General features: G+C 64.7%; 25 protein-coding genes. 10 read left to right on the forward strand and 15 right to left on the reverse strand.

The genetic code is table 11. The annotated features are described in order from the left end of the window. Window positions 1-118: 118 nt before the first annotated feature. The 6 genes from ABE493_RS14855 to ABE493_RS14880 form a co-directional block, all read right to left on the reverse strand. Window positions 119-1,312 carry an ABC transporter permease gene (locus ABE493_RS14855; protein ID WP_346499677.1) on the reverse strand — a complete coding sequence of 398 codons (1,194 nt, stop codon included), beginning with the start codon at window positions 1,310-1,312 and terminating at the stop codon, window positions 119-121. Next, entirely contained in the window at window positions 1,309-2,064 is a 756-nt protein-coding gene (locus tag ABE493_RS14860) for an ABC transporter ATP-binding protein (protein WP_346499678.1), read from the reverse strand. The genes ABE493_RS14855 and ABE493_RS14860 overlap by 4 nt, the downstream gene beginning before the upstream one ends. 30 nt (window positions 2,065-2,094) lie before the next feature. Beyond that, on the reverse strand, window positions 2,095-3,624 hold the full coding sequence (locus ABE493_RS14865; RefSeq protein ID WP_346499679.1) for an alpha/beta hydrolase: 1,530 nt from the start codon (window positions 3,622-3,624) through the stop codon (window positions 2,095-2,097). A 69-nt stretch (window positions 3,625-3,693) separates the two neighbouring features. Further along, a complete protein-coding gene (locus ABE493_RS14870; RefSeq protein WP_057629134.1) occupies window positions 3,694-3,891 on the reverse strand; it encodes a helix-turn-helix transcriptional regulator in 198 nt (65 codons plus the stop codon). 9 nt (window positions 3,892-3,900) lie between these two features. Continuing rightward, entirely contained in the window at window positions 3,901-4,485 is a 585-nt protein-coding gene (locus ABE493_RS14875) for a hypothetical protein (protein WP_346499680.1), read from the reverse strand. A gap of 348 nt (window positions 4,486-4,833) precedes the next feature. Then, the gene (locus ABE493_RS14880; protein ID WP_346499681.1) at window positions 4,834-5,583 is read right to left on the reverse strand and encodes a ferredoxin--NADP reductase; all 750 of its coding nucleotides are present in this window, start codon (window positions 5,581-5,583) and stop codon (window positions 4,834-4,836) included. Between the two features lie 98 nt (window positions 5,584-5,681). Here ABE493_RS14880 and ABE493_RS14885 point away from each other — a divergent pair, with 98 nt between their 5' ends. From ABE493_RS14885 to panE, 3 genes are all read left to right on the forward strand, one after another. Then, the gene (locus ABE493_RS14885; protein WP_346499682.1) at window positions 5,682-6,641 is read left to right on the forward strand and encodes an ABC transporter ATP-binding protein; all 960 of its coding nucleotides are present in this window, start codon (window positions 5,682-5,684) and stop codon (window positions 6,639-6,641) included. Then, a complete protein-coding gene (locus ABE493_RS14890; protein ID WP_346499683.1) occupies window positions 6,638-7,432 on the forward strand; it encodes an ABC transporter permease in 795 nt (264 codons plus the stop codon). Before ABE493_RS14885 ends, ABE493_RS14890 begins: the two co-directional genes overlap by 4 nt. 233 nt (window positions 7,433-7,665) lie before the next feature. Next, window positions 7,666-8,604 (forward strand): 2-dehydropantoate 2-reductase, encoded by a 939-nt coding sequence (gene panE / locus ABE493_RS14895; protein ID WP_346499684.1) that lies wholly within the window; start codon window positions 7,666-7,668, stop codon window positions 8,602-8,604. A gap of 15 nt (window positions 8,605-8,619) precedes the next feature. Here the strand turns inward: panE and ABE493_RS14900 are convergent, their stop codons facing one another. After that, window positions 8,620-9,417: a TatD family hydrolase gene (locus ABE493_RS14900; RefSeq protein ID WP_346499685.1), complete on the reverse strand. Its 798-nt coding sequence runs from the start codon at window positions 9,415-9,417 to the stop codon at window positions 8,620-8,622. Between the two features lie 234 nt (window positions 9,418-9,651). Between ABE493_RS14900 and hrpB the strand changes: the two genes are divergently transcribed. Together hrpB and ABE493_RS14910 are read left to right on the forward strand one after the other, a co-directional pair. Beyond that, a complete protein-coding gene (gene hrpB / locus ABE493_RS14905) occupies window positions 9,652-12,261 on the forward strand; it encodes an ATP-dependent helicase HrpB (protein WP_346499686.1) in 2,610 nt (869 codons plus the stop codon). Between the two features lie 399 nt (window positions 12,262-12,660). After that, a complete protein-coding gene (locus ABE493_RS14910; RefSeq protein WP_346499687.1) occupies window positions 12,661-13,017 on the forward strand; it encodes a hypothetical protein in 357 nt (118 codons plus the stop codon). Between the two features lie 96 nt (window positions 13,018-13,113). On the opposite strand, the gene ABE493_RS14915 is transcribed toward ABE493_RS14910, so the two are convergent. Both ABE493_RS14915 and ABE493_RS14920 read right to left on the reverse strand, forming a co-directional pair. Then, on the reverse strand, window positions 13,114-14,277 hold the full coding sequence (locus ABE493_RS14915) for a CaiB/BaiF CoA transferase family protein (RefSeq protein WP_346499688.1): 1,164 nt from the start codon (window positions 14,275-14,277) through the stop codon (window positions 13,114-13,116). Beyond that, window positions 14,246-15,424 (reverse strand): CaiB/BaiF CoA transferase family protein, encoded by a 1,179-nt coding sequence (locus tag ABE493_RS14920; RefSeq protein WP_346499689.1) that lies wholly within the window; start codon window positions 15,422-15,424, stop codon window positions 14,246-14,248. Before ABE493_RS14920 ends, ABE493_RS14915 begins: the two co-directional genes overlap by 32 nt. Before the next feature lie 103 nt (window positions 15,425-15,527). Here ABE493_RS14920 and ABE493_RS14925 point away from each other — a divergent pair, with 103 nt between their 5' ends. Further along, a complete protein-coding gene (locus ABE493_RS14925) occupies window positions 15,528-15,935 on the forward strand; it encodes a hypothetical protein (RefSeq protein WP_346499690.1) in 408 nt (135 codons plus the stop codon). 21 nt (window positions 15,936-15,956) lie between these two features. Here the strand turns inward: ABE493_RS14925 and ABE493_RS14930 are convergent, their stop codons facing one another. The 6 genes from ABE493_RS14930 to ABE493_RS14955 all read right to left on the reverse strand — a co-directional run bounded on the left by ABE493_RS14930 (window position 15,957) and on the right by ABE493_RS14955 (window position 20,747). Next, window positions 15,957-17,126 carry an acyl-CoA dehydrogenase family protein gene (locus ABE493_RS14930; protein ID WP_346499691.1) on the reverse strand — a complete coding sequence of 390 codons (1,170 nt, stop codon included), beginning with the start codon at window positions 17,124-17,126 and terminating at the stop codon, window positions 15,957-15,959. Window positions 17,127-17,136: 10 nt separating this feature from the next. Then, window positions 17,137-17,655 (reverse strand): MaoC family dehydratase, encoded by a 519-nt coding sequence (locus ABE493_RS14935; protein WP_062171143.1) that lies wholly within the window; start codon window positions 17,653-17,655, stop codon window positions 17,137-17,139. Window positions 17,656-17,745: 90 nt separating this feature from the next. Continuing rightward, a complete protein-coding gene (locus ABE493_RS14940; protein WP_346499692.1) occupies window positions 17,746-18,588 on the reverse strand; it encodes an HpcH/HpaI aldolase/citrate lyase family protein in 843 nt (280 codons plus the stop codon). An 8-nt stretch (window positions 18,589-18,596) separates the two neighbouring features. Next, the gene (locus ABE493_RS14945; protein WP_346499693.1) at window positions 18,597-19,463 is read right to left on the reverse strand and encodes a polysaccharide deacetylase family protein; all 867 of its coding nucleotides are present in this window, start codon (window positions 19,461-19,463) and stop codon (window positions 18,597-18,599) included. 112 nt (window positions 19,464-19,575) lie between these two features. Further along, window positions 19,576-20,418, reverse strand: coding sequence for an SDR family NAD(P)-dependent oxidoreductase (locus ABE493_RS14950; RefSeq protein ID WP_346499694.1), 843 nt, complete (start codon window positions 20,416-20,418; stop codon window positions 19,576-19,578). Between the two features lie 20 nt (window positions 20,419-20,438). Beyond that, entirely contained in the window at window positions 20,439-20,747 is a 309-nt protein-coding gene (locus ABE493_RS14955; RefSeq protein WP_057629148.1) for an REDY-like protein HapK, read from the reverse strand. Window positions 20,748-20,882: 135 nt separating this feature from the next. Here ABE493_RS14955 and ABE493_RS14960 point away from each other — a divergent pair, with 135 nt between their 5' ends. Genes ABE493_RS14960 through ABE493_RS14975 form a run of 4 tightly spaced genes read left to right on the forward strand, consistent with a single transcriptional unit; the run spans window position 20,883 to window position 24,675 of the window. Next, a complete protein-coding gene (locus tag ABE493_RS14960) occupies window positions 20,883-22,121 on the forward strand; it encodes an MFS transporter (protein WP_346499695.1) in 1,239 nt (412 codons plus the stop codon). Window positions 22,122-22,151: 30 nt separating this feature from the next. Then, a complete protein-coding gene (locus ABE493_RS14965) occupies window positions 22,152-22,826 on the forward strand; it encodes an isochorismatase family protein (protein WP_062171132.1) in 675 nt (224 codons plus the stop codon). Beyond that, on the forward strand, window positions 22,823-23,758 hold the full coding sequence (locus ABE493_RS14970) for a polysaccharide deacetylase family protein (RefSeq protein WP_346499696.1): 936 nt from the start codon (window positions 22,823-22,825) through the stop codon (window positions 23,756-23,758). The genes ABE493_RS14965 and ABE493_RS14970 overlap by 4 nt, the downstream gene beginning before the upstream one ends. Continuing rightward, the gene (locus tag ABE493_RS14975; protein WP_346499697.1) at window positions 23,755-24,675 is read left to right on the forward strand and encodes a polysaccharide deacetylase family protein; all 921 of its coding nucleotides are present in this window, start codon (window positions 23,755-23,757) and stop codon (window positions 24,673-24,675) included. Before ABE493_RS14970 ends, ABE493_RS14975 begins: the two co-directional genes overlap by 4 nt.

Below are 24,675 nucleotides of genomic sequence, written 5' to 3' on the forward strand. Positions count from 1 at the left end.
CCGTTGCTGTTTTGTCACTCAAACAAAAAAAAAAAACATTCGCCCTCCCCAATCGGGGACTTTTTTTTGGACCCACGGGTTGTCCCGAGGATGGCCCGGCACTACCGAAGACGCCTTGTCAGCTGGAGATTGCCAGCCGCTCCTGGCGGTAACGCCATACCGCCACTGCCCACAGCAGCACCGCCAGCAGCACCGAGGCGGCCAGATACACCGCCCACTGCGTGGCCGATGGCATCTCGCCGCGGGTGACCTTCACCAGCATCTGGTTCTGCGACAGGAACGGCACCGCGTACTGCCACAGCTGGGTGTCCTTCAGCGGGTAGGCCATCAAGGCGTAACCCGGCAGCATCGGCAGCAGCATCAACCAGACCATATGGCTCTGTGCCTCCTTCATGCTCTTGGAGCTGGCCGACAGGCAGGTCAGCAAGGCGGTACCAATGAGCACCAGCGGCAGCAGGATCACCAGCAGCTTGCCCATCGCCGCGAAGCTGACATCCAGTGAACGCGCTGCGCCGCCGCCGATGCTGGCACTGATCTTGAACGAGATCAGGATCAGCAACATCGAAGCCAGGCCCAGTACCACCGCCGCCAGCATCTTGCCGCTGACCAAGGCGCCGCGTGCGGCCGGTGTGGCCAGCAAGGGCTCCAGCGATTGCCGCTCACGCTCGCCGGCGGTGGTATCCATCGCCAGGTGCGAGCCGCCGATGAAGGCGAACAGCATCAACACCAGCGGCAATACCACCGACAGGAAGATGCCGCGCTTGGCCTCGGCCGTTGCAAGGTCGCGGGTACCGACATTGACCGGCGCGGCCACCATCGGGTTGACGCCACGCGCCAGCAGACGCAATGCACCCACCGACTGCCCGTAAGCACTCAGCACGCTGCGTACGCGAGCAATCTGCACCTCGCCGGTGCGGCGGGTGGTATCGGCCACGATCTCCACCTTGGCCGGCTTGCCGGCCTGCCAGTCGGCGGCGAAGTTCTCGTCGATCACCAGCGCCAAGTCTTCGCGCTGGCTGCGGATCAGGCTTTCGATGTCGGCCGGTGCTTCGGTGGCATTGATGCCGCGGCTGGCCAGGAACGCGACCAGATTCGGCGCGCGGGCGATGCCCACCACTGGGATGCTCAAGTCTTTTTCCAACTGCGTTTCAGCGCGCAGGTTGGTGAGCTTGTTCATGCCCAGGAACAGCAGCGGGTAAAGCAATGGTGCGGTCAGCAGGGTCAGCAGGAAGGTGCGGCGGTCGCGGGCGAAATCGCGCAGCTCCTTGCGCATCACCGTGAAGATCGCGCGGAAGTATCCGGTCGTGCTCATGCGTGCAGGCCCTCCTCGCTGCCGATCAATTTGACGAACGCGTCTTCCAGGTTGTTTTCGTGGGCCTGCTCGCGCAGTTCCTCCGGCGTGCCCTGTGCAACCACCCTGCCCTGCGCGACGATCACGATGCGGTCACACAGCGCGGCGACCTCCTGCATGATGTGGCTGGAGAAAATCACGCAGCGGCCTTCCTCGCGCAGTTCCTTGAGGAAGCCACGCAGGCCACGGGTGGTCATCACGTCCAGGCCGTTGGTCGGCTCATCGAGAATCACGTTGCGCGGGTCGTGGATCAGCGCGCGGGCAATCGCGGTCTTGGTGCGCTGGCCCTGGCTGAAACCCTCGGTTGCACGGTCGAGGAAATCCTCCATCTGCAGTGCCTTGGCCAGGCGCGCGGTGCGCTCGACGATGGCGGCCGAACTCATGCCATGCAGTTCACCGAAGTAGTCGATGTTCTCGCGCGCGGTCAGGCGCTTGTAGACGCCGCGTGCGTCCGGCAATACGCCGAGGCTGCGGCGCACCGCGTTGGGGTCGACGGCGGCATCGATGCCATCGACCAGCACGCGGCCGCTTTCCGGCGTCATCAGCGTGTACAGCATGCGCAGGGTGGTGGTCTTGCCGGCGCCGTTGGGGCCGAGCAGACCGGTGATCTGGCCGTCGTGGGCAGTGAAGCCCACGTCATCCACGGCAATCACCGGCGTCTTGTCCTTGCCCTTGCCGGGGAAGGTCTTGCGAAGTCGTTCTGCAACGATCATGGAAGCGGATTCCTCAGTGATGCGGTGATGTCACGGTTCCCAGCCATTGAAGCTGGTGAACGGCGGCACGTAGTTGAGTTTTTCCAGACAGGCACCGTCGAGCGCCTTCGGGTCGGTCTTTTCAATGAACTGCGCAAACAGCTTGGGCATGCAGCCGGCACCGATCACGTTGTGGCCCTGGCCACGCAGCACGAACAGGCGCGCGTTATCCAGGTGCTTGACCACTTCCTCGCCGTAGCGTGGCGGGGTCACCGGATCGAACTCGCCTTCCAGCACCAGCGCAGGCACCTTGCCGGCCAGCGGCTTGTGGAAGTCGGCTGGCGCCGTGCCCTTGGGCCAGCTGGCGCACATCGCGCCCATGGCTTCGGCCATCTGATTACCGAGCACGGTGTCGGCATCGGCGCTGTTGGCGACCATGCTTTCGTTGTCCTCGCTGCACACCACCGAGAGCTGCATGCCCATCGCCATGCTGTCCTTCATCTCGCCCTGCAGCATCTGCGTCAGCGCCATCAGATTGTCGTAGCGGCCGCCGTTGGCTTCGTGGATGAGCTTGGGCAGCAACGCACCGGCAGCCGGCATGTAGGCATACATGCGCACCAGCCCGGCTACGGTTTCCGCACGCAGCTCGCCTTCGCGCTGCTCGCCCGTGCCAGCATCGCGGTATTGCACCGTCACCGGCTGCGCACGCAGCTTGGCCAGCAGCACGTCCAGCTCGGCGCGCGGATCGCCCAGCTTGTCCTTGCACGAGGCGGTCTTGGTGCACTGTGCGAACTGCAGCGCCAAGGCGTCATCAAGGTTGCGCGCGAAGATGTTGCCCAGCTGCAGGCTGTTCGGCACCACCGAGTCCAGCACGATGCTGCGCGTGGCCTGCGGATGACGCATGGCGTACTGCTGGGCCACGCGGGTGCCATAGCTGACACCGACCAGATTGATCTGCGCCGCACCGATGGCCTGGCGCACCGCATCCAGATCCGCCACCGCCTCGGTGGTGGTGTAGAAGCGCAGGTCGGCCTTCTTTGCCAGCTCAGCTGCGCAGCTGCGCGCCACTGCCACCATCGAGGCCGTGCTGAAATCCGCATCGTCCGGCGTATCGCAGGCCAGCAGGTTCGACTCGCCGGTGCCGCGCTGGTCGACCAGGATCACGTTGCGGTGCTTGCGCACCTCGGCAAATGCCGCGTCCACCTGCGGGTAGGTGGCAACCGCCGCCTGCCCAGGGCCACCGGCCAGGAAGAACACCGGGTCCGGCTGCAGGTCGCTTTCCTTCTCCGGGGCGACCCAGGCGATGTTCAGTGCAATCTTGCGGCCCTGCGGGTTTGCCCGGTCTTCGGGCACTTCCAGCGTGGTGCACTGCGCTTCCAGGCTGTCGCGGCTGCCACTCGCGCTCAGGCTGCAGGGCTGGAAGTGCAGGCTGCCCAGCGTCTGCGGCTTGCCCGCAGCAACCGCGGCAGCGGCTGCCTGCGGTGCGGCAGGCGCGGGGGTATCGGTGGACCGCACCAGGCGGTAGCCGACGATACCGGCGATCACGGCCAAGGCAAGGATGGTTTGGGTCTTGCGGGACATCATCGGAACAGCCCCTCACGGTTGAAGGAAATTAACGGGTCTACCTGCATCCAGACGCGGGCGCGGCAGCTATGTGACATCAGGAAAGAAAATTTCTTCGATGCGGCTTTCATACAGGCGGGCAATGCGGAACGCCAACGGCAGGCTGGGATCGTATTTGCCCGTCTCCAGCGCATTGACCGTCTGCCGGGATACCTCCAGCTGCTCGGCCAGTTCGCCCTGTGACCAGCCCTTGGCCTCGCGCAGTTCGCGCAATCGGTTATCCATCGCCGGCTCTCAGTTGTAGCGCCGCACGACCACGGCCTTGGCCAGCCCGTAGGCCAGGCAGACCAGCGGGAAAACCCAGATCATCGCCACACCGGAAGGAATGTCGATCACCTTGGCGACCTGCAGGAACCCACCGGTCAGGTAGACCAGCGATACAAAGCCAGTGGCGAAGCTGACCGCCTCCAGCTCGATGCGTTGCTGCAGTTCATCCACATCGCGGATGTAGCGGACCATTGCCCGCAACATCAACACCACCGGCGGCACCGGCAGCAAGGCGACCAGCGCACGCAGCAGCGGTTCGTCCACGCGCTTGAGCAACAGGCTCGATGCCACCAGCAGCACCATGTAACCGGCCATGGCCAGCATCACTTCGCGGGTATAACGCTTGCGCAGCTTGGCCGGGGCGGCGTCGCAGCCATCGGGCATGAAGCGGCGCAGCAGCGCTGCCAATGCCAGGCCCAGGGCGATACCACACAGAATGCCGGCAAACTTCGGCTGCGCGCCCATCGGCTGCCACTGCATCACGACCCAGGCGAGGACTGCGGACACCGCCGCCGCAAGCAGCATGCCCACGGTCCAAGAAGTACGGCTCATCGCCCTGCCCCTTGCGCCCGCATCTGCGGGCCGGCGGCCAGGGTAAGCGACCGGCTGGCGACGGAACCCGTCGCGGTGGAACGGACAAGACAGCTGCAATGACCCATGGCCCAACTCCTGTAAAGCACGCTTGACACATCCTGGGGCCGGCACGGCCGACCTGTCAAGCATCCTTTACAGATGGAAACGACGATTACGCTGCCCCTTGCCCGGGCCAAGCCGGCAAGACCGCATCCACAACGAAGAAAGGCGCGAACGAAGCGTCGCGCCTTTATGCGGATCAAAACCAAACCGGGGCCGGACACGCCGGCTCACCGGGAGAGGCGACTGCAGCGCAGCCGCCAAGGATCACTTGCTGCTGACGTACTTCTCGCGGCGGATCTGCGGCATCGACAGCCCCGCTTGCTTGAGCACTTCCACGCAGGTATCGACCATGTCCGGGTTACCGCAAAGGTAGGCGATATCGCGGGCCGGGTCCGGCGCGATCTCCGCCAGCTGCTGCTGTACATAGCCCTTGCGGACATCCGGGTGCGGGTTTTCAGGCAGTTCCCGCGACAGGCAGGGCATGTAGCGGAAGCCGGGGTTGGCGGCGGCAAAGGCGTAGAAGTCGTCGCTGTAGAGCAGCTCTTCCGGCGTCCGCGCGCCCTGCAGCAGCACCACCTCCACGCCACGCTCGACCATTGCCTCATGCAACTGCGGCAGCATCGAGCGGTAGGGGGTGACGCCGGTGCCGGTGGCGATCAGCAGGTAGCGGGCATTGTGGTCGCCCGGCTGCAGGCAGAACCGGCCAAAGGGACCGCTGCCACTGACGTGGTCGCCCAGGTCCATGCCCTCGAACAAGGCCGTGGCAGCGCCGCCGGGCACGAAACTGACCGCGATTTCCACCGCCTCGCCCGGGCCCAGGGCACGGTCATGGATAGTGGCCAGGGAGTAGCTGCGCTTGGTCGGGGTGCCGTCGGCGTAATCGAAGTGAATCTGAATGAACTGGCCGGGCAGGAAATCCAGCGGCTGGCCGTCATCACGGACGAACTGGTAATGGCCGATGCTCGGCGCCAGCATGTGGCGGCCGACCAGCTTGAGGGGGAATTGGATTGGCACAGGAGGGGAACAGTGTGTAACCGGGCATGGACCACGGGGGCTCCTATAATACCGGCCTGCACTTATCCGACGCCTGTACTCGGCGCGAAGGCCAAAGATTGGACTCCCGTACCCCTGCTCCTCCCGGCACAGCCGCGCTGCGCATCAGCGACCTGCGCAAGACCTACGACAACGGCGTCGAAGCGCTGAAGGGCGTGTCGCTGGAAGTCGCCCCGGGCGACTTTTTCGCCCTGCTCGGCCCCAACGGCGCCGGCAAGTCGACCCTGATCGGCATTGTCTCTTCACTGGTCAACCTCAGCCAAGGCCAGGTGCAGGTGTTCGGCAGCGACCTGGTCGCCGAGCGCAGCGCCACCATGCGGCTGATCGGCCTGGTGCCACAGGAAATCAACTTCAACCTGTTCGAGAAGCCCTTCGACATCCTGGTCAACTACGCCGGCTTCTACGGGATTCCGCGTGCGGAGGCTGAAGTACGCGCCGAGGAAGAGCTCAAGCGTGCGCACCTGTGGGGCAAGGCGCAGATGATGAGCCGCACCCTGTCCGGCGGCATGAAGCGCCGGTTGATGATCGCCCGCGCAATGATGACCCGGCCGCGCCTGCTCATCCTCGATGAGCCCACCGCAGGCGTGGACATCGAGATCCGCCGCGACATGTGGAAGACGCTGCAGGAAATCAACGCCGCCGGCACCACCATCATCCTCACCACCCATTACCTGGAAGAGGCCGAGCAGCTGTGCCGCAACCTGGCCATCATCAACCACGGCCAGATCGTGGAGCAGGGGCCGATGCGCGGCCTGCTGGCCAAGCTCGACGTGGAAGGCTTCCTGTTCGACATCGACGGTGAACTGCCCGCCCAGCTGCCGCATATCGAAGGCGCCACCCTGGTCGCCACCGACGCGCATACGCTGGATATGGACATGCCGCGCGCGATGGACCTGAACCGTGTTTTCGACGCCTTGAATGCCGCCGGCATCCGCGTGCGTTCGATGCGCACCAAGAGCAACCGCCTGGAGGAGCTGTTCGTGCGGCTCACCGGCAACCTGGAGAACAGCGCAGCATGAGTACCCCCGTTCCCGTGACCGACAGCAGCCGCAACTGGGTGGCGCTGGGCACCATCGTTCGTCGCGAGGTCAACCGCATCCTGCGCATCTGGGGCCAGACCCTGGTGCCGCCGGCCATCACCATGACCCTGTACTTCCTGATCTTCGGCGGCCTGATCGGCTCCAAGATCGGGCAGATGGGCGGTTACAGCTACATGCAGTTCATCGTGCCGGGCCTGGTGATGATGAGCGTCATCCAGAACAGCTACGGCAACATCAGCTCCTCGTTCTTCGGCGCCAAGTTCGGCCGGCATATCGAAGAACTGCTGGTCAGCCCGATGCCGAACTGGGTGATCCTCGGCGGCTATGTAGCCGGCGCGGTGCTGCGCGGTTTGATGGTGGGCGTGATCGTGCTGATCATCGCCATGTTCTTCACTCCGGTGCGCATCCCGCACCCGCTGGTGACGCTGACCACGGTGCTGCTAGGCGCGACGATCTTCTCGCTGGCCGGCTTCATCAATGCGGTTTACGCCAAGAAGTTCGATGACGTAGCGATCGTGCCGACCTTCATCCTGACCCCGCTGACCTACCTGGGCGGCGTGTTCTACTCGGTGACCTTGTTGCCGGGCTGGGCGCAGGCGATGACCCATGCCAACCCGATCTTCTACATGGTCAATGCGTTCCGCTACGGCCTGCTCGGCAGCAGCGACGTGCCGTTGTGGGTGTCGTATGCCTTGATGCTGGGTTTTGTTGTAGCGCTGACCACCTTGGCACTCTGGCTGTTGAAGCGCGGCGTAGGCCTGCGCAGCTGAAAGAAGGCGCCGAAAGGCGCCTTTTTTTTTGGCTTTTGTTCTCGCATTTGTGGGAGCGGCATAAGCCGCGAAACTCGTACAACATCAGACCAAGCTGGCTCTTGCATCCAGACTATTGCAAACCCTGTTTTTCCTGGCCGGATGCAATGTCAGCTTCGCGGCTCACGCCGCTCCTACAACACCCCGAGCCCCTATGATGGCTTCACTCCCCACTGTTGATGGATATCCAAGCGATGCGCATCCTGATTCTCGGTGCCGGTGGTACCGGCGGTTACTTTGGTGGTCGGCTGGCCCAGGCCGGCGTCGATGTCACTTTCCTGGTGCGGCCCAACCGCGCTGCACAGCTGGATCGTGATGGCCTGGTAATCCGCAGCCCGCTCGGCGATGCCGCATTTGCGGTCGCCCACGTCACTGCCGACGCCCTGCCGCAACTGGCGAAGGAAAATCCCTTCGATCTGGTCATCCTCAGCTGCAAGGCCTATGACCTGGAGAGCTCCATCGACGCCATCGCAGCGGCAGTCGGCGTCACCACCAGCGTGCTGCCGATTCTCAATGGCCTGCGCCACTACGCTGACCTGGATGCACGCTTTGGACGCGAGCGCGTGCTCGGCGGGCTGTGCTTCATCAGCGCGACCAAGGCCGAGGACGGCGCCGTGCTGCACCTGGACAAGCCGGCCAAGCTGACCTTCGGTGAGCGCGATGGTGCGGCCAACAGCGCGCGTGTGACTGCACTCGCACAAGCCTGCGAACAGACCGGCATCGACCACGTTGCATCGGCCGACATCGCCCAGGAGCAGTGGATCAAATACAGCTTCCTGACCGCGTTGGCGGCTGGCACCTGCCTGATGCGCGCCGATGTCGGCAGCATCGTTGCCAGCGATCACGGCACCGCTTTCATGCAGGCCTTGTACGCCGAATGCCTGGCGGTCGCCGCGCAGGCCGGGCAGCCGATTCCAGCGAAGGCACAGGACATCGCACTGGGCGCCATCACCAAGCCCGGTTCGCCGATCAAGGCTTCAATGCTGCGCGATCTGGAAGCCGGTCAACGCGTGGAGGCCGCGCATATCGTCGGCGACATGCTGGGCCGCGCGCTTGCGGCCGGGCAATCCGCACCGCTGCTGCAGGCCGCGTACTGCCACCTGCAGGCCTACGAAGCGCAACGCGCCGTTTGAAGCCTGCGCCTGCCGTCAGACCGGCGGCAGGCGGAAGAAGGCGCGCGTCGCGGCGGTAGCATTGGCGGCGGTAACGGCCACGTCTTCGCCACGATCACGTGCCAGTTCCTCGACGATATGCGACAGGAACGCCGGCTCGTTGCGGCGATCCTTGGGCAGCGGCCGCATCGTGCGCGGCAGCAGATACGGTGCGTCGGTCTCGATCATCAGGCGCTCGGCCGGGATGTGCTTGACCAGCTCGCGCAGGTGCGCGCCACGGCGTTCGTCGCACAGCCAACCGGTGATGCCGATGTACCAATCGCGGTCCAGGTAATCGAACAACTCGCGGCGTTCGGCGGTGAAGCAATGCACCACTGCCGGGCCCAGCTTGCCGTCGAAGTTCTTCATCATCGCCAGGAAGTCATCGTGCGCATCGCGCTGGTGCAGGAATAGCGGCTTACCGGCAAGGTCAGCGGAAATCTGCAGCTGCCGCTCGAAGGCCTTGCGCTGGGCCGGGCGCGGCGAGAAATCGCGGTTGTAATCCAAGCCACACTCGCCCACCGCCACCACTTCCGGATGCGCCTGCAATGCGCGCATTTCGGCATCGCACTCGTCGGTGTATTCACTGGCGTGATGCGGATGCACGCCGGCGGTGGCGTACAGGAAACCGGGATGGCGCTGCGCCAGTTCCAGGGCCATCGGCGAGTGCTCGCGGCTGGCGCCGGTGATCACCATCTGCGCCACGCCGGCGGCCTTGGCGCGCTCCAGCACCGCGTCCAGGTCGCGATCGAAGGATTCGTGGGTGAGGTTGGCGCCGATGTCGATCAGTTGCATTGAGCTGGAAGTAGGCAGACAGAAAGCGTGATTGTAGAGGTTTGGTCCCAGCCCGGCCCCCAAACCATGAACGAAGCCCGGTAGCCCGGGTAAGCACAGCGCACCCGGGGCAGTTCGCTGAATCGTAGGGGCCGCGCGAAAAGCCCCGGGTGCGCTGCGCTTACCCGGGCTACAGGCTTACCCGGGCTACGCGGCTACCGGGCGCCTGGCGTGCGCGGCTTCTACAATGCGCCGATGGCAACTGCATTCCCCATCACCCCGCTGCTCCCCGACATACTCCAACAGCTGGCCGCGCATTCGCGGCTGGTACTGGAGGCGCCACCCGGCGCCGGCAAAACCACCCAGGTGCCGCTGGCGCTGCTGGAGGCACCGTGGCTGCAGGGCGGCAAAATCCTCATGCTGGAACCACGCCGCGTGGCCGCGCGCAGCGCCGCCACCTTCATGGCCAAGCAGCTGGGCGAACCGGTTGGCGAAACCGTTGGTTACCGCATCCGCTTCGAGAACAAGGTGTCCGCGCGTACCCGCGTGGAAGTGGTCACCGAAGGCATTCTGACCCGCATGCTGCAGGACGACCCGCTACTGGAAGGCGTTGGCGCGCTGCTGTTCGATGAATTCCACGAACGTCACCTGTCGGCGGATCTGGGCCTGGCACTGGCGCTGGACGTGCAGGCACAGCTGCGCGAGGACCTGCGCATCGTGGTGATGTCGGCCACGTTGGATGGCGAGCGGCTGGCGCAGTTTCTGGATGCGCCGCGCCTGTCCAGCGAAGGCCGCAGCTACCCGGTGGAAGTGAGCCATTTCCCGGCGCGGCGCGATGAGGCTCTGGAAGCACAGACCCGGCGCGCGGTGGAGCAGGCGGTGGCCGAGCATCCCGGTGATGTATTGGTATTCCTGCCAGGACAGCGCGAGATTGCACGGGTGCAAGCCGCTTTAAGCCCCTCCCCCTCCGGGGGAGGGGTTGGGGAGAGGGTCGGGGGCGCTGCCCACATCGGCCAACTACAGCAGGCTTCGCCCGCACCCTCATCCGCCGCTGCGCGCCACCTTCTCCCGCAGGGAGAAGGCTATGAGGTGCTCCCCCTCCACGGCGAGCTGCCGATCGAGCAACAAACCCGCGTGCTGCAGCCCGATCCCGACGGCCGTCGCCGCGTGGTGCTGGCTACCAATGTCGCCGAATCCTCGGTCACCCTGCCCGGCGTGCGGGTGGTGATCGATGCCGGCCTGGCGCGCGAGCCGCGTTACGACCCCAACAGCGGTTTCTCGCGCCTGGATGCGGTGAACATCTCGCAGGCCTCGGCCGACCAGCGTGCCGGCCGTGCCGGACGTGTGGCATCGGGCTGGGCGTGGCGGCTGTGGCCGCAATCGCAGCGACTGGAACCACAACGCCGTCCTGAAATGGCGCAGGTGGAACTGGCCGGGCTGGCACTTGAGCTGGCCGCCTGGGGCAGCGACCAGCTGCGCTTCGTCGATCCGCCACCGGCAGGCGCTCTTTCCGCCGCGCGCGAACTGCTGCGTGGGCTCGGCGCCTTGAACGAAGACAACAGCATCACCGCGCTGGGCAAACGCATGCTGGCGATGGGCACGCATCCACGGATGGCGGCGATGCTGCTGTCCGCGCACAATCCGCGCGAACAAGCCCTGGCCGCCGACCTGGCCGCGCTGCTGGAAGCCCGCGATCCACTGCGCCAGGGCGGCGATGCGCTGGCCGCCCGCTGGCGTGCCTTGGCTGCATTCCGCAGTGGCCGCGCGCCGCAGGATGCCAACCGCGGCGGTCTGGCGGCGATCGACGCGGCCGCCAAACAGTGGCGCCGACGCCTGCGCTGCGAGGCGCTGCCCCCGGCCGATAGCGAAGCACACGCGCTAGGCGACCTGCTGGCCCATGCCTTCCCCGACCGTATCGCCACCCAGCACCCTACAGATCCGCAACGCTATCAATTGGCCAACGGCCGCAGCGCGCGCCAGTTCGACAACAGCGACCTGCGCGGCGAACCGTGGCTGGTGATCAGCGAGCTGCGCCACGATCCGCGTGATGCACTGATCCTGCGCGCGGCACCGGTGGACGAGCGGCGCCTGCGCCGCGACTTCCCCGAGCGTTTCAAGACCCAGGACGTGGTGCGCTGGAACAGCAGCAAACGTGCCCTGGAAGCACGCCGCGAAAGCAGCTTTGAGCGCATCGTGCTGGACAGCCGTTCTGCCGGCCAGGTGGATCCTGCACGGGCCGCACGTGCATTGACCGACGCCGTCCGTGAGCTGGGGCTGGACGCCCTGCCGTGGACCGAAAACCTGCAGCAGTTGCGCTGGCGGGTGATGGGGCTGCGGCAATGGATGCCGGAACTGGAACTGCCCGACCTCTCCGATGCCGCCTTGCTGGCCACGCTGGATGACTGGTTGCTGCCGGCCTTCAACGGCAAGACGCGGCTGGATGCGTTGGCCGAGGAAGAGCTGGGGGAAGCGCTGAAATCGGGTCTTGATTGGAGCAAGCGGCAGCTGGTAGACAAGCACGCACCGCTGCGCGTCAGCGTGCCCTCGGGCATGGAGCGGCGCATCGAGTACGCGCTCGACGATGACGGCATCAGCCCGCGTCCGCCGGTGCTGGCGGTGAAGCTGCAGGAACTGTTCGGCCTGGCCGATACGCCGCGTATCGCCGATGGCCGCGTGCCCTTGTTGCTGCACCTGCTGTCACCCGGCGGAAAGCCGCTGCAGGTAACCGGCGACCTGCGCAACTTCTGGCAGAACACGTATGCCGAAGTGCGGAAGGAAATGAAGGGGCGTTACCCCAGGCATCCATGGCCGGACGATCCGTGGAGCGCTACGGCGACGCACAGGGCGAAGCCGCGGGGGACCTGATTGGGGTTTGGCGGGGCTGCGGCACAGGCGGAAGCGAGAGAAAAAACGAGAGCAAAAGCACCCCTCCCCAACCCTCCCCTTGCCTACGGCAAAGGGAGGGGCGGTTCTTGGCAATCTGTCAGCGTGCAGCGCAGCCGCACTGGCCCCCTCCCTTGCGCGTAGCGCAGGGGAGGGTTGGGGAGGGGTCGCCGTTGGTTTTGATCCTGCCTTTGACTCCGATCTAACCTTTGACGGTGATCCTACCGCTCGATGCGAGCCTTGCCGGCCGTGCACCTCCGCGTTGCCGTTGCTTCAGCTTCAGCCACCCACAACCCGTATTTGCGCTTCCCGGCTAACATCCCCTACACGCCCCTCTGGTAAAACTTAGGGTCTGACCTGTAACCACAAGGAGTCCCCCACATGAGCAAGTTCAGCGATATCACCGGACCGGCACTGGAACGCGCCCTGGAACTGGTCAACAACGCCGGCGGCGGCATCAAGCACGGCGGCTCCAGCGCTGCGGAATGGCTGAAGACCGGCGCTGCGATTGGTGCGATGAAAAGTGGTGGCCGCGCCGTTACCCGCGTCGCCAAGCGCAACCCCACCGCTACCGTCGCCGTTGCCGCCGTTGGCCTGGGCCTGTTGGGTTATGCGCTGTACCGCCGCAACAAGCGTGACAACGAGGCCATCGAAGCCAAGTCGCGGCAGATCGCGCAGCGCCGTCGTCATGCGGCCAGCGTGACCGATGAAACCAGCGATATCGGCAGCGACGCCTGAGTCTGGTTTTTTGGGCGGGGTGCTTGAGGTAAGAGCTACCCCTCCCCAGCCCTCCCCTTGCCGCAGGCAAAGGGAGGGAGGAGGTCCTGCAGCTTGCTAGAGACCTAGTTCTGCCAATACGGCTGCGGTGGATTCGCCGATGTCGTCGAGCTGCGGATTGATACGCCCCGGCTCGTTGGCGAATTTGATTGGAATGCCCAGGTGGGTACCGCCCTGCGCATCGGTCCAGACCATCTCACGCGCACGCGTATGCGGATCGTTGAAGGCCTCGGTAAGCGTCTTGACCGGCGCCCAGCACACGTCGATGTCGTGCAGGAACAAGGTCCATTCCACCAGCGTGCGCCGCGAGAAGGTCTCCGCCAGGAATTCCTTTACCGGGTCCTGACCGGGCCCAGGCGGCAGATGGCACAGATGGATCAGATCGGCACGGCCCAATGCGTTGAGCAGGTTCTCGGCAAACTTGTGCTCAGCGCCGCCCAGTGCGATCCAGCGGTCATCGGAACAGCGGTACAGCTTGTACAGCGCATTGCCGCCCCAGCTGCGTTCTTCCTTGATCACCGGGTCGCGGCCAAGCGCGAACGGCGGGCCCAGCACATTCGGCAGCCAGGCCATCAGCGCGTCCTGCATCGACAGATCGATGTAATCGCCTTCGCCGCTGCGTTCGCGGCGGAACAAGGCCATCAGAATTCCGTTGAGCGCCATCAGCGAGCCGGCCATATCGGCCACCGGCATATGCGGCATGGCCGGCGTGCCATCCGGTGCACGGTTGAGGCTGACCACGCCGGTATCGGCCTGCATGGCCAGATCGTGCGCGGGGCGGTTGACCTTGGGGCCGGTCTGGCCGAAGGCACTGATCGCGCAGTACACCAGCCTGGGATTGATGGCCTTGCAGCTGGCGTAGTCGATGCCCAGGCGTTTGGCCACACCGGGGCGGAAGGCTTCCACCACCACGTCGGCCCATTCCACCAGCCTGGCGAATGCCGCCTTGCCTGCCTCACTCTTCAGATCGAGCACGATGCAGCGCTTGCCGCGATGGGTGTTGCGGAACCAGGTGCTGACCCCGGCCTGCTTCAGGCCGACCTCGCGCACCGGTTCGCCGCTGGGCGGCTCGATCTTGATCACCTCCGCGCCGTGATCGGCCATCACCATGGTCAGGTGCGGGCCGGGCAGGAACAGCGAAAGATCCAGTACGCGTACGCCTTCAAGCTTCATCATCAACTCCCGTGCCTCACGCGCCGAGCAGGCGCGCGCGGTCTGCATCGTTGTAACCGAGCTCGCGCAGCAGCGCGTCGGCATCGGCGTTCAGCGGCGGGCAGGCGCTGCCGCTCAGGCGCTGGCCATCGAGCTTGATCGGATTGCGCAGCAGCCGCTGCGTGCCTTGTGCATGTTCGACGTCCTGCAACATGTCGACATCGCGCACATAGGGATTGTCCAGCGCCTGGGCAATATCCAGCACCGGCGCGATCGGAATGCGGCCAGCGAACAGCTGCGTCCAGTGCGCGGTGGGCTGGGTGCCGAGGATAGCGTCGACCAGCACGGTCAGTTCATCGCGCACCTTGCGGCGCTCGGCGAAGTTGGCGAAGCGCGGCTCGGCGGCCCAGGCCGGATTGCCGATACCTTCGACAAAGGTCTGCCAGAACTTCTCCAGCATGCACATCACCATCACCCAGCCATCGGCGGTGCGGTAGACCTGGCACGGCACGGTGGACGGATGCGCGCTGCGCGACAAGCGCTCGGTGCGGTGGCCCTCGTTGAGATACCAGGTGGCCGGGTAGCTGAGCTGGTGCAGGGCCACATCGAAAAGACTGACATCGACATCGCGGCCCTGGCCGGTGCGCATGGCACCGATGATGGCGGCCAGCAGGCCCATCGACATGGTGGTACCGGTCATGAAATCGACCATCGACAGGCCGAAGCGCGCCGGCGGCGCGTCGGGTTCACCGGTCAGCGCCATGAAGCCGGCCTCGGCCTGCATCAGGTAGTCATAGCCCGGCCACGCCGCGCGCTCGTTGTCGCGGCCATAGGCGGACAGATGGGCGCAGACGATCTTCGGGTTGAGTTTGGACAGCGTGGCGTAATCCAGGCCGAGCTTGCCGGGCTGATCACCACGCAGGTTGTTGAGTACGGCATCGGCGCTGGCGACGAGCTTCTCGAAGACTTCGCGGCCTTCGGCGGCCTTCAGGTCCAGGCGCAGCGAGCGCTTGTTGAGGTTGAAGGTCTGGAAGAACAGGCTGTCGCCTTCGCCGAGGAAATACGGGCCGGTGGCGCGCGAGACATCGCCGCCCGGCGGGGATTCGATCTTGATGACCTCGGCGCCGAGATCGGCCAGGTGCATCGAACCATAGGGGCCGGCACCGTACTGTTCGACGGCAAGGATGCGTAGTCCCTGCAGGGGAAGGTCTTTCATGTGTGGCCTTTGGTTTGCAAAAAGCACCGCGGCTGGTTGAGGACCGCGGCGAAGAGATGCTGCTTCCCTTCTCCCTTCGGGAGAAGGTGCCCCGAAGGGGCGGATGAGGGTTGGATCTGCTGCTAGCGCCGGTGCTTTGGCTTTGGCTTTGGCTTTGGCTTTGGCTTTGGCTATTGCTTTGGCTTTGGCTATTGCTTTGGCTTTGGCTTTGGCTTTGGCTATTGCTTTGGCTTTGGCTTTGGCTATTGCTTTGGCTTTGGCTATTGCTTTGGCTTTGGCTTTGGCTTTGGCTATTGCTTTGGCTTTGGCTTTGGCTATTGCTTTGGCTGTTGCTTTTGGCTGTTGCTTTTGGCTTTGGCTTCTAGCTGTTGCTTTGCTTCGTCCCTTCTCCCGCGTGCGGGAGAAGGTGCCCAAAGGGCGGATGAGGGGAGCTTTTAAAGCTTTGGCTCCGCTTGCTAGAAGCTTCCCCTCACCCCAACCCCTCTCCCGCAAGCGGGAGAGGGGCTACTAGGGCTCTGGTCTGCTTGGGCTTTCAGATCTTGTTTCTTGCCACCAGCTGCTTGGCGATGATGATGCGCTGCATTTCGTTGGTGCCTTCGCCAATGCACATCAGCATCGCATCACGGTAGAAGCGCTCGATGTCGTATTCCACCGAGTAGCTGTAACCACCAAAGATGCGCATGCCTTCCTGCGCACAATACGCGCCGGTCTCGGTAGCGAAGTACTTGGCCATGCCCGCTTCCATGTCACAACGCTCGCCCTTGTCATAGGCATTGGCCGCGCTCTCGATCAGCAGCTTGGACGCCTCCACCTTGGCCGCCATCTCGCCCAGCTTCAGCTGGATGGCCTGGTGCTCGGCGATCGGCTTGCCGAAGGTCATGCGCTCCTGCGCATAACGCACCGACAAACGCAGCGCGCCTTCGGCGATACCGCAGCCGCGTGCGGCCACGTTGATGCGGCCAAGTTCCAGGCCACCCACAGCGTGCTGGAAACCCTGCCCTTCCACACCGCCGAGCAGGCAGTCGGCCGGCACCTTGTAGTCCTGGAACACCAGCTCGCAGGTATCAATGGCGCGGTAGCCGGACTTCTTCATCTTCTTGGCAACGATGAAGCCCTCGCCCTTCTCGGCGATGAACATGGTCATGCCCTTGTGGCGCGGCTGCGCCTCCGGGTCGGTCTTGACCAGCAGCAGCACCATGTCGCCGTACATGGAATTGGTGATCCAGGTCTTGGCGCCATTGATGACGTAATGGTCACCCTCGCGCTTGGCAACACTGCGGATCGCCTGCAGGTCGGTGCCGGCGTTGGGCTCGGTCAGGCCCAGCGCGCCACGCAGCTCACCGGTAGCCATGCGCGGCAGGTACTTGCGCTTCTGTTCTTCGGTGCCGCAACGCTCGATGGCCGCGGCCATGATCAGGTGCGAGTTGAAGATGCCGGTCGGCGCCATCCATACCGCCGACACCTTGATCACGATCTTGGCGTAGATGCGCGCCGGCAGGCCGAGGCCACCGTACTCGGGCGAGATGGTGGCACCGAACAGTCCCAGATCCTTCATCTCCTCGACGAGGTGATGCGGGTACTTGTCTTCGAGGTCGTATTCCTGGGCGATCGGTGCAACGGACTTCTCGACCCAATGATCGATCGAATCCAGCAACGCCTGCTCTTCGTCAGGGCCCCACAGCTGTTCCTGTTCCGTGCTCATCATCGTGTCCTCAGTAGTTGACCTTGTCTTCCACCGAGTGACCCTGCTTGGCGATCAGCATGGTCCGGCTGAAGCTGCAGATCAGCTTGCCGTCCTGGTTGAAACCCTCGGTCTGCACGGTGACGATGCCGGCGCCCGGGCGCGACTTGGACTCGCGCTTGTCCAGCACCTTGGACTCGGCCACCAGGGTGTCGCCGACAAACAGCGGGTGGGTCATCTTGATGTCGCTCCAACCCAGGTTGGCCACGGCCTTCTGGCTGACATCGGTGACGCTCATGCCGACCATCAGTGCCACGGTGAACGGCGAGCAGACGATGACCTTGCCGAATTCCGAGGCCTTGGCGTACTCCTTGTCGAAGTGCATCGGATGGGTGTTCATCGTCAGCAGGGTGAACCAGGTGTTGTCGGTCTCGGTGATGGAGCGGCCGGGGCGGTGCTCGTAGATGTCGCCGACATTGAACTCTTCGTAGTAGCGGCCAAAGGTTTCGCGGAAGCGGTTTTCGGAGATCTGCTTGACGTTCTGAACCATGACAATGTCCTTTTGGTACGGGTTGGGCTGGCGCTGGGCGCAGCTTGGTCAAAGAGGGGCGTGAATCAGGTGTTCAATGGAGCGGTGAGGTCAGCCGGCGCGCACGCCAAGCGCACCCAGTGCGATGGCGCGTTCGGCGGCGATTTCGATGGGGCGGTCCACCAGCTTGCCGTCGAGCTGGATGGCTTCGCCGCCGCTGGCGGCAAGTGCCGCGACCACGCGTTGGGCACGGTCGTACTCGGCGGCGGTGGGCAGGTAACGGGCCTGGATGGAATCGACCTGGGCCGGATGGATTGCAGCTTTGGCGGTGAAACCAAGATCGATGACGCGGTCGGTTTCGCTGACCAGACCAGCGTCGTCCTTGATGTCCAGGTAGGGCACGTCCATGCAGGCGACGCCGGCTTCGGCGGCAATCGTTGCCAGCTGCACGCGCGGATGGAAGAAGCTCTCCCAGCTGGCGCGGCCACGCAACGCAACGATGTAGTCGAAGCCACCAAACATAAGCGCCTGCAGGCGCGGAATGGCGATGGCCAGCGCGCGCGCATCCAGCAAGCCCTTCGGCGTTTCGATCTGCGCGATGAAGGCGGTGTCGATTGCTGCCAGCGCGGCATCGGCCTGCTGCAGTTCGGCCACGGTTTCGACCTTGGGCAGCATGACGAAGGCCGGCTTCAGGCCCGAAGCGGCGAGCGCCTTCAGATCTGCCTGGCCCAGTTCGGTGGACAGCGGGTTGATGCGCAGGCCGATCTCGCTGCGGCTCTGCGGCAGTTCGGCGAGGAAGGCAAACAGCGAGGCACGCGCGCTTTCCTTGTCGCCCGGGGCAACCGCGTCTTCCAGGTCAATGCAGACCTGGTCGGCACCGGTGGCCACGGCCTTGGAATAACGCTCCGGGCGCGAGCCCGGCACGAACAGCAGGCAGCGGCGCGGGTTGTTCATCGATGCGCTCACGCCGCACCGACCTGGGAAGCGAAGTGTTCAGCGATCTGGCGGCGCGTTGCGTACCAGGTGCCCGGCTTCTGCGCCACGTACTGCAGGAACTTCTCGAACGCGCCGATGCGACCCGGGCGGCCGATGATGCGCAGGTGCAGGCCCAGCGACATCACCTTTGGGCTGTGCTCGCCTTCGGCGTACAAGGTGTCGAAGCTGTCGATGGCGTAGTCCAGCCAGTCCTTGGGCAGGTAGGACGGGGCCACCCACATCTTCATGTCGTTGGTGTCCAGCTGGTACGGCACCACGATCATTGGTTTGTCGCTGCCGTCGACATCGCCCCAGAACGGCGCATCGGCCGAGTAGTCGTCCATGTGGTACAGGAAACCTTCTTCCTGCAGCAGGCGACGGGTTGAAGCGGTGTGCAGGTAACGCGACAGCCAGCCCGCCGGGCGCACGCCGGTGGTCTTTTCGATGCTGTCGGCGGCATCGCGGATGAACTGCCGTTCCTGCTCTTCGTTGAAGCGGAACTGGTGGATCCAGCGGTGGCCGTGCGAGCAGACCTCATGGCGGCTGCCACGCAGGTAATCGGCGATTTCCGGCGCTCGCTCGAGCGATACCGCAGCGGCGGTATAGGTGCTGGTGACGTTGTATTTGTCCAGCAGCGCGGAAACGCGCGCATGGCCTTCGTTGACGCCGTAACGGTAATTGGATTCGTTGCCGTAGTTGCGCACCGGCTTGGACAGGGTCACATGCAGCTCGTCGACCGGCTCGGTGATCTTGTCACCCTGGCCGACGTTGTACTCGGACAGCTCTTCGACATTGACGACCACCGACAAGGCCAGGCGTGCGTTGTTGGGCCACTGGTAGACGGGTTTGGACATGGCAATCTCGTTACGTTTATGGGGTGCGTGGTGGGGACTGCGGTGCTGCTTTGTTCTCATGCCGTGCGTCGCGCGGGCGGGAACGACGCGCTAGAAGTGACGCGGCAATGCTTCAGTGGTTTTCCTCGCCACCAGAGACATTGATCGCCTCACCGGTGATGTAGACCGCGTCGTCCGAGCACAGAAACGCCGTAGCCGCCGCCGTATCCGAAGGCAAACCGGCACGCCCGGCCGGAATGCGCGCACGCATGTCCGCCAGGTATTGCTCCACGCTCTTGCCCTGCTTCTCGGCGAAATATTCGTTCTGCCACGCGCCCAAACCGGTAGTGACATGGTTCGGGCACACCGCATTGACGTTGATGCCATGCGTAGCCAGTTCCAGCGCCGCAACCCGGGTCAGGCCGACCAGGCCGTGCTTGGACGAGCAATACGCCGCTGCATGCGGGAATGCCGACTTGGCGGCCTGCGAAGCGATGTTGACGATGCGCCCGCCGCCTTGGGCAATCATCTGCCGGCCGGCGTGCTTGATGGTCAGGAAGGCGCCGCGCAGGTTCACGCCCAGCACCGCGTCCCATTCCTTGGCATCGATGTCGACCAGCGACTTCATCAGGTAACCGATGCCGGCGTTGTTGACCAGGATGTCGAGGCGGCCGAAGCGTTCCACCGTGGCCTTGACCACCGCTTCCACCTGCGCTTCTTCCAGCACGTCCAGCGCCATGGCCACGCACTCGCCACCGGTGCTGGCGGCCAGCTCGGCGGCCACCTGGGCCAACTCCTCGTCGGTACCGACGGCAGTGACCGGCATCTCCGCGCCACGCACCTGGCCGATGTCGGTCAGCACCACCTTGCAGCCTTCCTGCAGCAGGCGGCGGGCAATGCCCTCGCCCAGCCCGGCGCGGCGACCGGCGCCGGTGATGAGTGCGACCTTGCCCTGCAATTCGGGGAAACGAGCCATGACCAATGTTCCTTGTGCGCTTACAGCGCGCTGGTGAGGATGAACAACGGATTGTCAGCGTATTGCTGGAACTGCGCCGCACCGGCTTGAACCGCCGCATCGGCCATGTCGGCACCAAACGCCGCCATGTCCGGGATACGTATCAGCTCGATGTACGCGTACGGCGAGCTGCCCTCACCAATCAACAGACCGCTGGCCTTGAGTACCTCGAACTTCTCCACCGACGGCAGCGCATTGACCACCGGCAGGTCGCTGGCACGGGCCCAGGCCTCGTATTCCTCGGCGCTGACGCCGGGCTTGAGGTTGAACAGGACGATGACGGTTTGCATGGCTTCCTCCCAGGTAAAAGACTGTGGCACACTTTGTCCGGACAAAGTGTAGGCATGCCATCCGTCCCGGGTCAACGCCAGGGACGAACCCCCACCGGCATATCTACCTGCCGTAACCCACTCTTGAGGTGCTTGATGAAGATGAAGCGTTATTTCCCGTGGTTGATGGCACTGGTGGGGATGTTGGTGCTGCTGGTCTCCAACGGCTTGACCGTGACCGGCCTGACCGCCTTTGACGAATCCCTGCTCAAGGACTTCGGCTGGACCCGCAGCGAGCTCAAACTGCGCGACCTGATCACCCTGGTGCTGGCCGGCTGGATGGCACCGTTCCTGGGCGCGCTGATCGACAAGGTCGGCCCGCGCAAGCTGATCCTGGGCGGCATCGCCCTGCTGGCCGCGCTGTATGCGGCCTATGCGCATATCCATTCGCTGGCCCACCTGTACTGGATCCACGTCGGCTTTGCCGCGGTGCTGGTCGCCGCCGGCCTGAATGTGGCGGTGATCTTCGTCTCGCAATGGTTTGCCACCCATCGCGGCACCGCCATTGGTATTGCCCTGGTCGGCACCAGCCTGGGCGGCATGGTGTTCCCGAAGCTCGGCGTACATCTGATGCAGACCATGGACTGGCGCGCCGCGCTGCTGTGGGAGACCGCCGTTCCGCTGGTCTTCCTGGTGATTGCCTTCCTGCTGGTGCGCAGCCCGCGCCCGGGCGGCATCCAGCCGTGGGGCGCCGACACGCTGGCCGCCAAGGCGGCAGCAGGCAAGCCGGCTGCCGCCTCGCTGCCGGACCTGAGCTACCAGCAGGCCATGCGCACGCGCACCTTCTGGGTGCTGGCGTTCGTGGCGATGACCACCTTCTTCTCGATCATGGCGGTGGCCTCCAACCTGTTCCTGCACATGCGCGACCTCGGCTTTGAACCGGCCACCGCCGGCAACGGCCTGGGCCTGATGTTCGGCCTGGCGATGGTGGGCAAGTTCGTATTCGGTTTCCTTGCCGACGTGCTGCCGCCCAAACGCGTGTTCCTGGTCAACCTGGCCATCATGGCGGTGGGTGCGGTGATCCTGGCAACCCTGCGCGCCGACCTGATCTGGTATTCGCTGGCCCTGTTCGGGCTGGGCTGGGGCGGCCTGTACACGATGATCCAGCTGCTGGCGGTCAATGCCTTCGGCCTGAGCTCGGCCGGCAAGATCCTCGGCACCATCACCCTGCTCGATGCAACCACCGCCGGCCTGGGCATCTGGGTGACGGCCAAGATCTTCGACATCACCAAGAGCTACCACATCGCCTTCAGCCTGATCTGCGTGCTGATCGGGCTGGCCCTGCTGGCCGCAACGCTGGTGCGCGACGAACGTTCGCGCGCCACCCAGGCCTGACCCCAACCACTGCTGCAACGGAGAGACCCCATGCCCGTGATGGAAACGTCCAACCTCACTGCCCGCCAGTACTGGGAGCAGGTCAAGGCCAACCCGAACCGCGCCAAATTCGGTTTCGGCGCACGCCCGGCCATCGTCAACATCGATGTGCAGCGCGCCTATACCGACCTGGCCGCGTTCAAGACCGCGTACGAAACCGACCCGCGCCAGATCGAGCACATCAATGCGCTGTCGGCGCAGGTGCGCGCGCTCGGCCTGCCGGTTGTGTGGACGTATGTGGCCTATCTGGAATCGGGCGAAGACGCCGGCACCTGGGGCACCCGCACCAATACGCCCGACTCGCTGCAGAACATCAAGCATGGCTCCGAGCGCGCCCAGTTCGATCCGCGCGCCGACGTGCAGCCGGGCGACATCGTCATGCACAAGCGCATGGCCAGCCCGTTCTTCGAAACCAACCTGTGGTCGCTGCTGACTTTCCACAAAATCGACACGCTGATCATCACCGGCGGTTCCACCTCCGGCTGCATCCGCGCCTGCGTGATCGACAGCCTGTCGCGCGGCTACCGCAGCATCGTTCCTGAGGAATGCGTGGCCGACAAACACGAGATCCCGCACTTCGCCAACCTCAGCGACATCATGCTCAAGTACGGCGACGTGGAATCGGTTGAGCACGTGGCCGCCCAGCTGCAGGCATTGCGCGCATGAACGGCGCGCCGAAGTCCGACCCGGGCCTGTTCGATTACTGGCCCTACGACGGCCGGCCGAAGATCCAGTGGCCGGGCGGTGCCCGCGTGGCGTTGTGGATCGCGCCCAACATCGAGTTCTACGAGTACGCGCCGCCGGCCAACCCGCAGCGCAAGCCGTGGCCGCGCCCGTTGCCTGATATCCAGGGCTACGGCACCCGCGACTACGGCAACCGCGTCGGCCACCAGCGGATGATGCGGGTGATGGACCAGTACGGCCTGCGTGGCTCGGTGTCGCTGTCCACGGCCATGCTCAAGCACCATCCGGAAGTGATCCAGATGGCCGCCGAGCGCGACTGGGAATTCTTCAGCCACGGCATCTACAACACCCGCTACACCTACGGCATGGACGAGGCGCAGGAGCGGGAGATGATCGAACACTCGATGGAGCTGATTGCCGAGCACACCGGCCAGCACTGCGATGGCTACCTGGCGCCGGCGCTGTCACATTCCGACGCCACCATCGACCTGTTTGCCGAAGCCGGCGGCCTGTATACCTGCGACCTGTTCCATGACGACCAGCCGACGCCGGTGAAGACCCGCTCGGGCAAGCGCTTCGTGTCGGTGCCGTACTCGCTGGAGCTCAACGACACCATCGTTTACGTCACCAACAAGATCGAACCGCGCCGCTACGGGCAGATGATCAAGGACGCCTTCGACCGCCTGTACGCCGAAGGCGAGAACTCCGGCACGGTGATGTGCGTGCCGCTGCATGCCTACCAGGTGAGCCACCCGCACCGGCTGGCGGCGTTCCACGACGCGATGGACTACATCTGCAGCCACGACAAGGTGTGGAAGGCCACCGGCCGCGAGATCGCCCAGCACTACCTGGACAACCACTACGACGACGCGCTGGCCTCGATGGCGGCGATCAGCGCGGAGGACGCGGCATGAGCCTGGATCGCAGCTTCCTGGAATACCCGCATCTGCACTACGGCATGGACCACGACCGCTACAGCTGGTCGATGTTGGCGCAGCGCCCGCCCGTGCGCTGGCCGGACGACAAGCCGCTGGCGGTGTGGATCAACCTGAGCCTGGAGCACTTCCCGCTCAACCCCAAGGGTGAGGGCTTCAAGCCGCACGGCTCGATGGTCATGCCCTACCCGGACCTGCGCCATTACACCCTGCGCGATTACGGCAACCGGGTCGGCGTGTTCCGCGTACTGGACGCGCTGGAAAAGTACGGTCTGCGTGCCAGCACCGCGGTCAACGGCGAGCTGGCCGAACGCTACCCGGCCCTGCTGCGCCGGCTCAAGGCGCGCAGCGCCGAGCTGGTGGCGCATGGCTGGAACATGGACAGCGTGCACTACGGCGGGCTGGACCCGGCGCGCGAAGCTGAATACATCCAGCGCAGTTTGGCCGCGCTGGCCCCGTATTCGGACACCCCCATCCAGGGCTGGTTGTCGCCGGCCCGCTCACAGTCGCAGAACACCCCGGAACTGCTGCAACAGGCTGGCCTGCAATGGTTTGGCGACTGGATCAACGATGAGCTGCCGTACCCGTTCCAGACCGCCAACGGGCCGCTCACCGCCCTGCCGTTGTCACTGGAATTGGAAGATCGCTTCATCGTCGGCGAAAATCTGCATGCCGAGGCCGAGTATGCGGACCAGATGGTCGATGCCTGCGATTTCCTGCTTGAGGAGGCGCAGCGCACCGGACAGGGTCGCCTGCTCGCGCTCAACATCCATCCGTGGGTGATGGGGCAGCCGCACCGCATCAAGCACCTGGAACGCGTGTTCGCCCACCTGGCCGACCGCGCAGGGCTGATCTGGAACGCTGCGCCTTCGCAGATCATCGCCGCCTCACGTTGA

Origin of the sequence: Stenotrophomonas terrae, assembly GCF_039674165.1 — a bacterium.
In the GTDB taxonomy this organism is placed as follows: domain Bacteria; phylum Pseudomonadota; class Gammaproteobacteria; order Xanthomonadales; family Xanthomonadaceae; genus Stenotrophomonas; species Stenotrophomonas terrae_A.

Bases quoted from the DNA above. Each gene is read 5' to 3' on its own strand.
- ABE493_RS14855 (WP_346499677.1), bottom strand. From the start codon at position 1,312: ATGAGCACGACCGGATACTTCCGCGCGATCTTCACGGTGATGCGCAAG.
- ABE493_RS14860 (WP_346499678.1), bottom strand. From the start codon at position 2,064: ATGATCGTTGCAGAACGACTTCGCAAGACCTTCCCCGGCAAGGGCAAG.
- ABE493_RS14865 (WP_346499679.1), bottom strand. From the start codon at position 3,624: ATGTCCCGCAAGACCCAAACCATCCTTGCCTTGGCCGTGATCGCCGGT.
- ABE493_RS14870 (WP_057629134.1), bottom strand. From the start codon at position 3,891: ATGGATAACCGATTGCGCGAACTGCGCGAGGCCAAGGGCTGGTCACAG.
- ABE493_RS14875 (WP_346499680.1), bottom strand. From the start codon at position 4,485: ATGAGCCGTACTTCTTGGACCGTGGGCATGCTGCTTGCGGCGGCGGTG.
- ABE493_RS14890 (WP_346499683.1), top strand. From the start codon at position 6,638: ATGAGTACCCCCGTTCCCGTGACCGACAGCAGCCGCAACTGGGTGGCG.
- panE (WP_346499684.1), top strand. From the start codon at position 7,666: ATGCGCATCCTGATTCTCGGTGCCGGTGGTACCGGCGGTTACTTTGGT.
- ABE493_RS14900 (WP_346499685.1), bottom strand. From the start codon at position 9,417: ATGCAACTGATCGACATCGGCGCCAACCTCACCCACGAATCCTTCGAT.
- hrpB (WP_346499686.1), top strand. From the start codon at position 9,652: ATGGCAACTGCATTCCCCATCACCCCGCTGCTCCCCGACATACTCCAA.
- ABE493_RS14910 (WP_346499687.1), top strand. From the start codon at position 12,661: ATGAGCAAGTTCAGCGATATCACCGGACCGGCACTGGAACGCGCCCTG.
- ABE493_RS14915 (WP_346499688.1), bottom strand. From the start codon at position 14,277: ATGCAGACCGCGCGCGCCTGCTCGGCGCGTGAGGCACGGGAGTTGATG.
- ABE493_RS14920 (WP_346499689.1), bottom strand. From the start codon at position 15,424: ATGAAAGACCTTCCCCTGCAGGGACTACGCATCCTTGCCGTCGAACAG.
- ABE493_RS14925 (WP_346499690.1), top strand. From the start codon at position 15,528: ATGAGGGTTGGATCTGCTGCTAGCGCCGGTGCTTTGGCTTTGGCTTTG.
- ABE493_RS14930 (WP_346499691.1), bottom strand. From the start codon at position 17,126: ATGAGCACGGAACAGGAACAGCTGTGGGGCCCTGACGAAGAGCAGGCG.
- ABE493_RS14935 (WP_062171143.1), bottom strand. From the start codon at position 17,655: ATGGTTCAGAACGTCAAGCAGATCTCCGAAAACCGCTTCCGCGAAACC.
- ABE493_RS14940 (WP_346499692.1), bottom strand. From the start codon at position 18,588: ATGAACAACCCGCGCCGCTGCCTGCTGTTCGTGCCGGGCTCGCGCCCG.
- ABE493_RS14945 (WP_346499693.1), bottom strand. From the start codon at position 19,463: ATGTCCAAACCCGTCTACCAGTGGCCCAACAACGCACGCCTGGCCTTG.
- ABE493_RS14950 (WP_346499694.1), bottom strand. From the start codon at position 20,418: ATGGCTCGTTTCCCCGAATTGCAGGGCAAGGTCGCACTCATCACCGGC.
- ABE493_RS14955 (WP_057629148.1), bottom strand. From the start codon at position 20,747: ATGCAAACCGTCATCGTCCTGTTCAACCTCAAGCCCGGCGTCAGCGCC.
- ABE493_RS14960 (WP_346499695.1), top strand. From the start codon at position 20,883: ATGAAGATGAAGCGTTATTTCCCGTGGTTGATGGCACTGGTGGGGATG.
- ABE493_RS14965 (WP_062171132.1), top strand. From the start codon at position 22,152: ATGCCCGTGATGGAAACGTCCAACCTCACTGCCCGCCAGTACTGGGAG.
- ABE493_RS14970 (WP_346499696.1), top strand. From the start codon at position 22,823: ATGAACGGCGCGCCGAAGTCCGACCCGGGCCTGTTCGATTACTGGCCC.
- ABE493_RS14975 (WP_346499697.1), top strand. From the start codon at position 23,755: ATGAGCCTGGATCGCAGCTTCCTGGAATACCCGCATCTGCACTACGGC.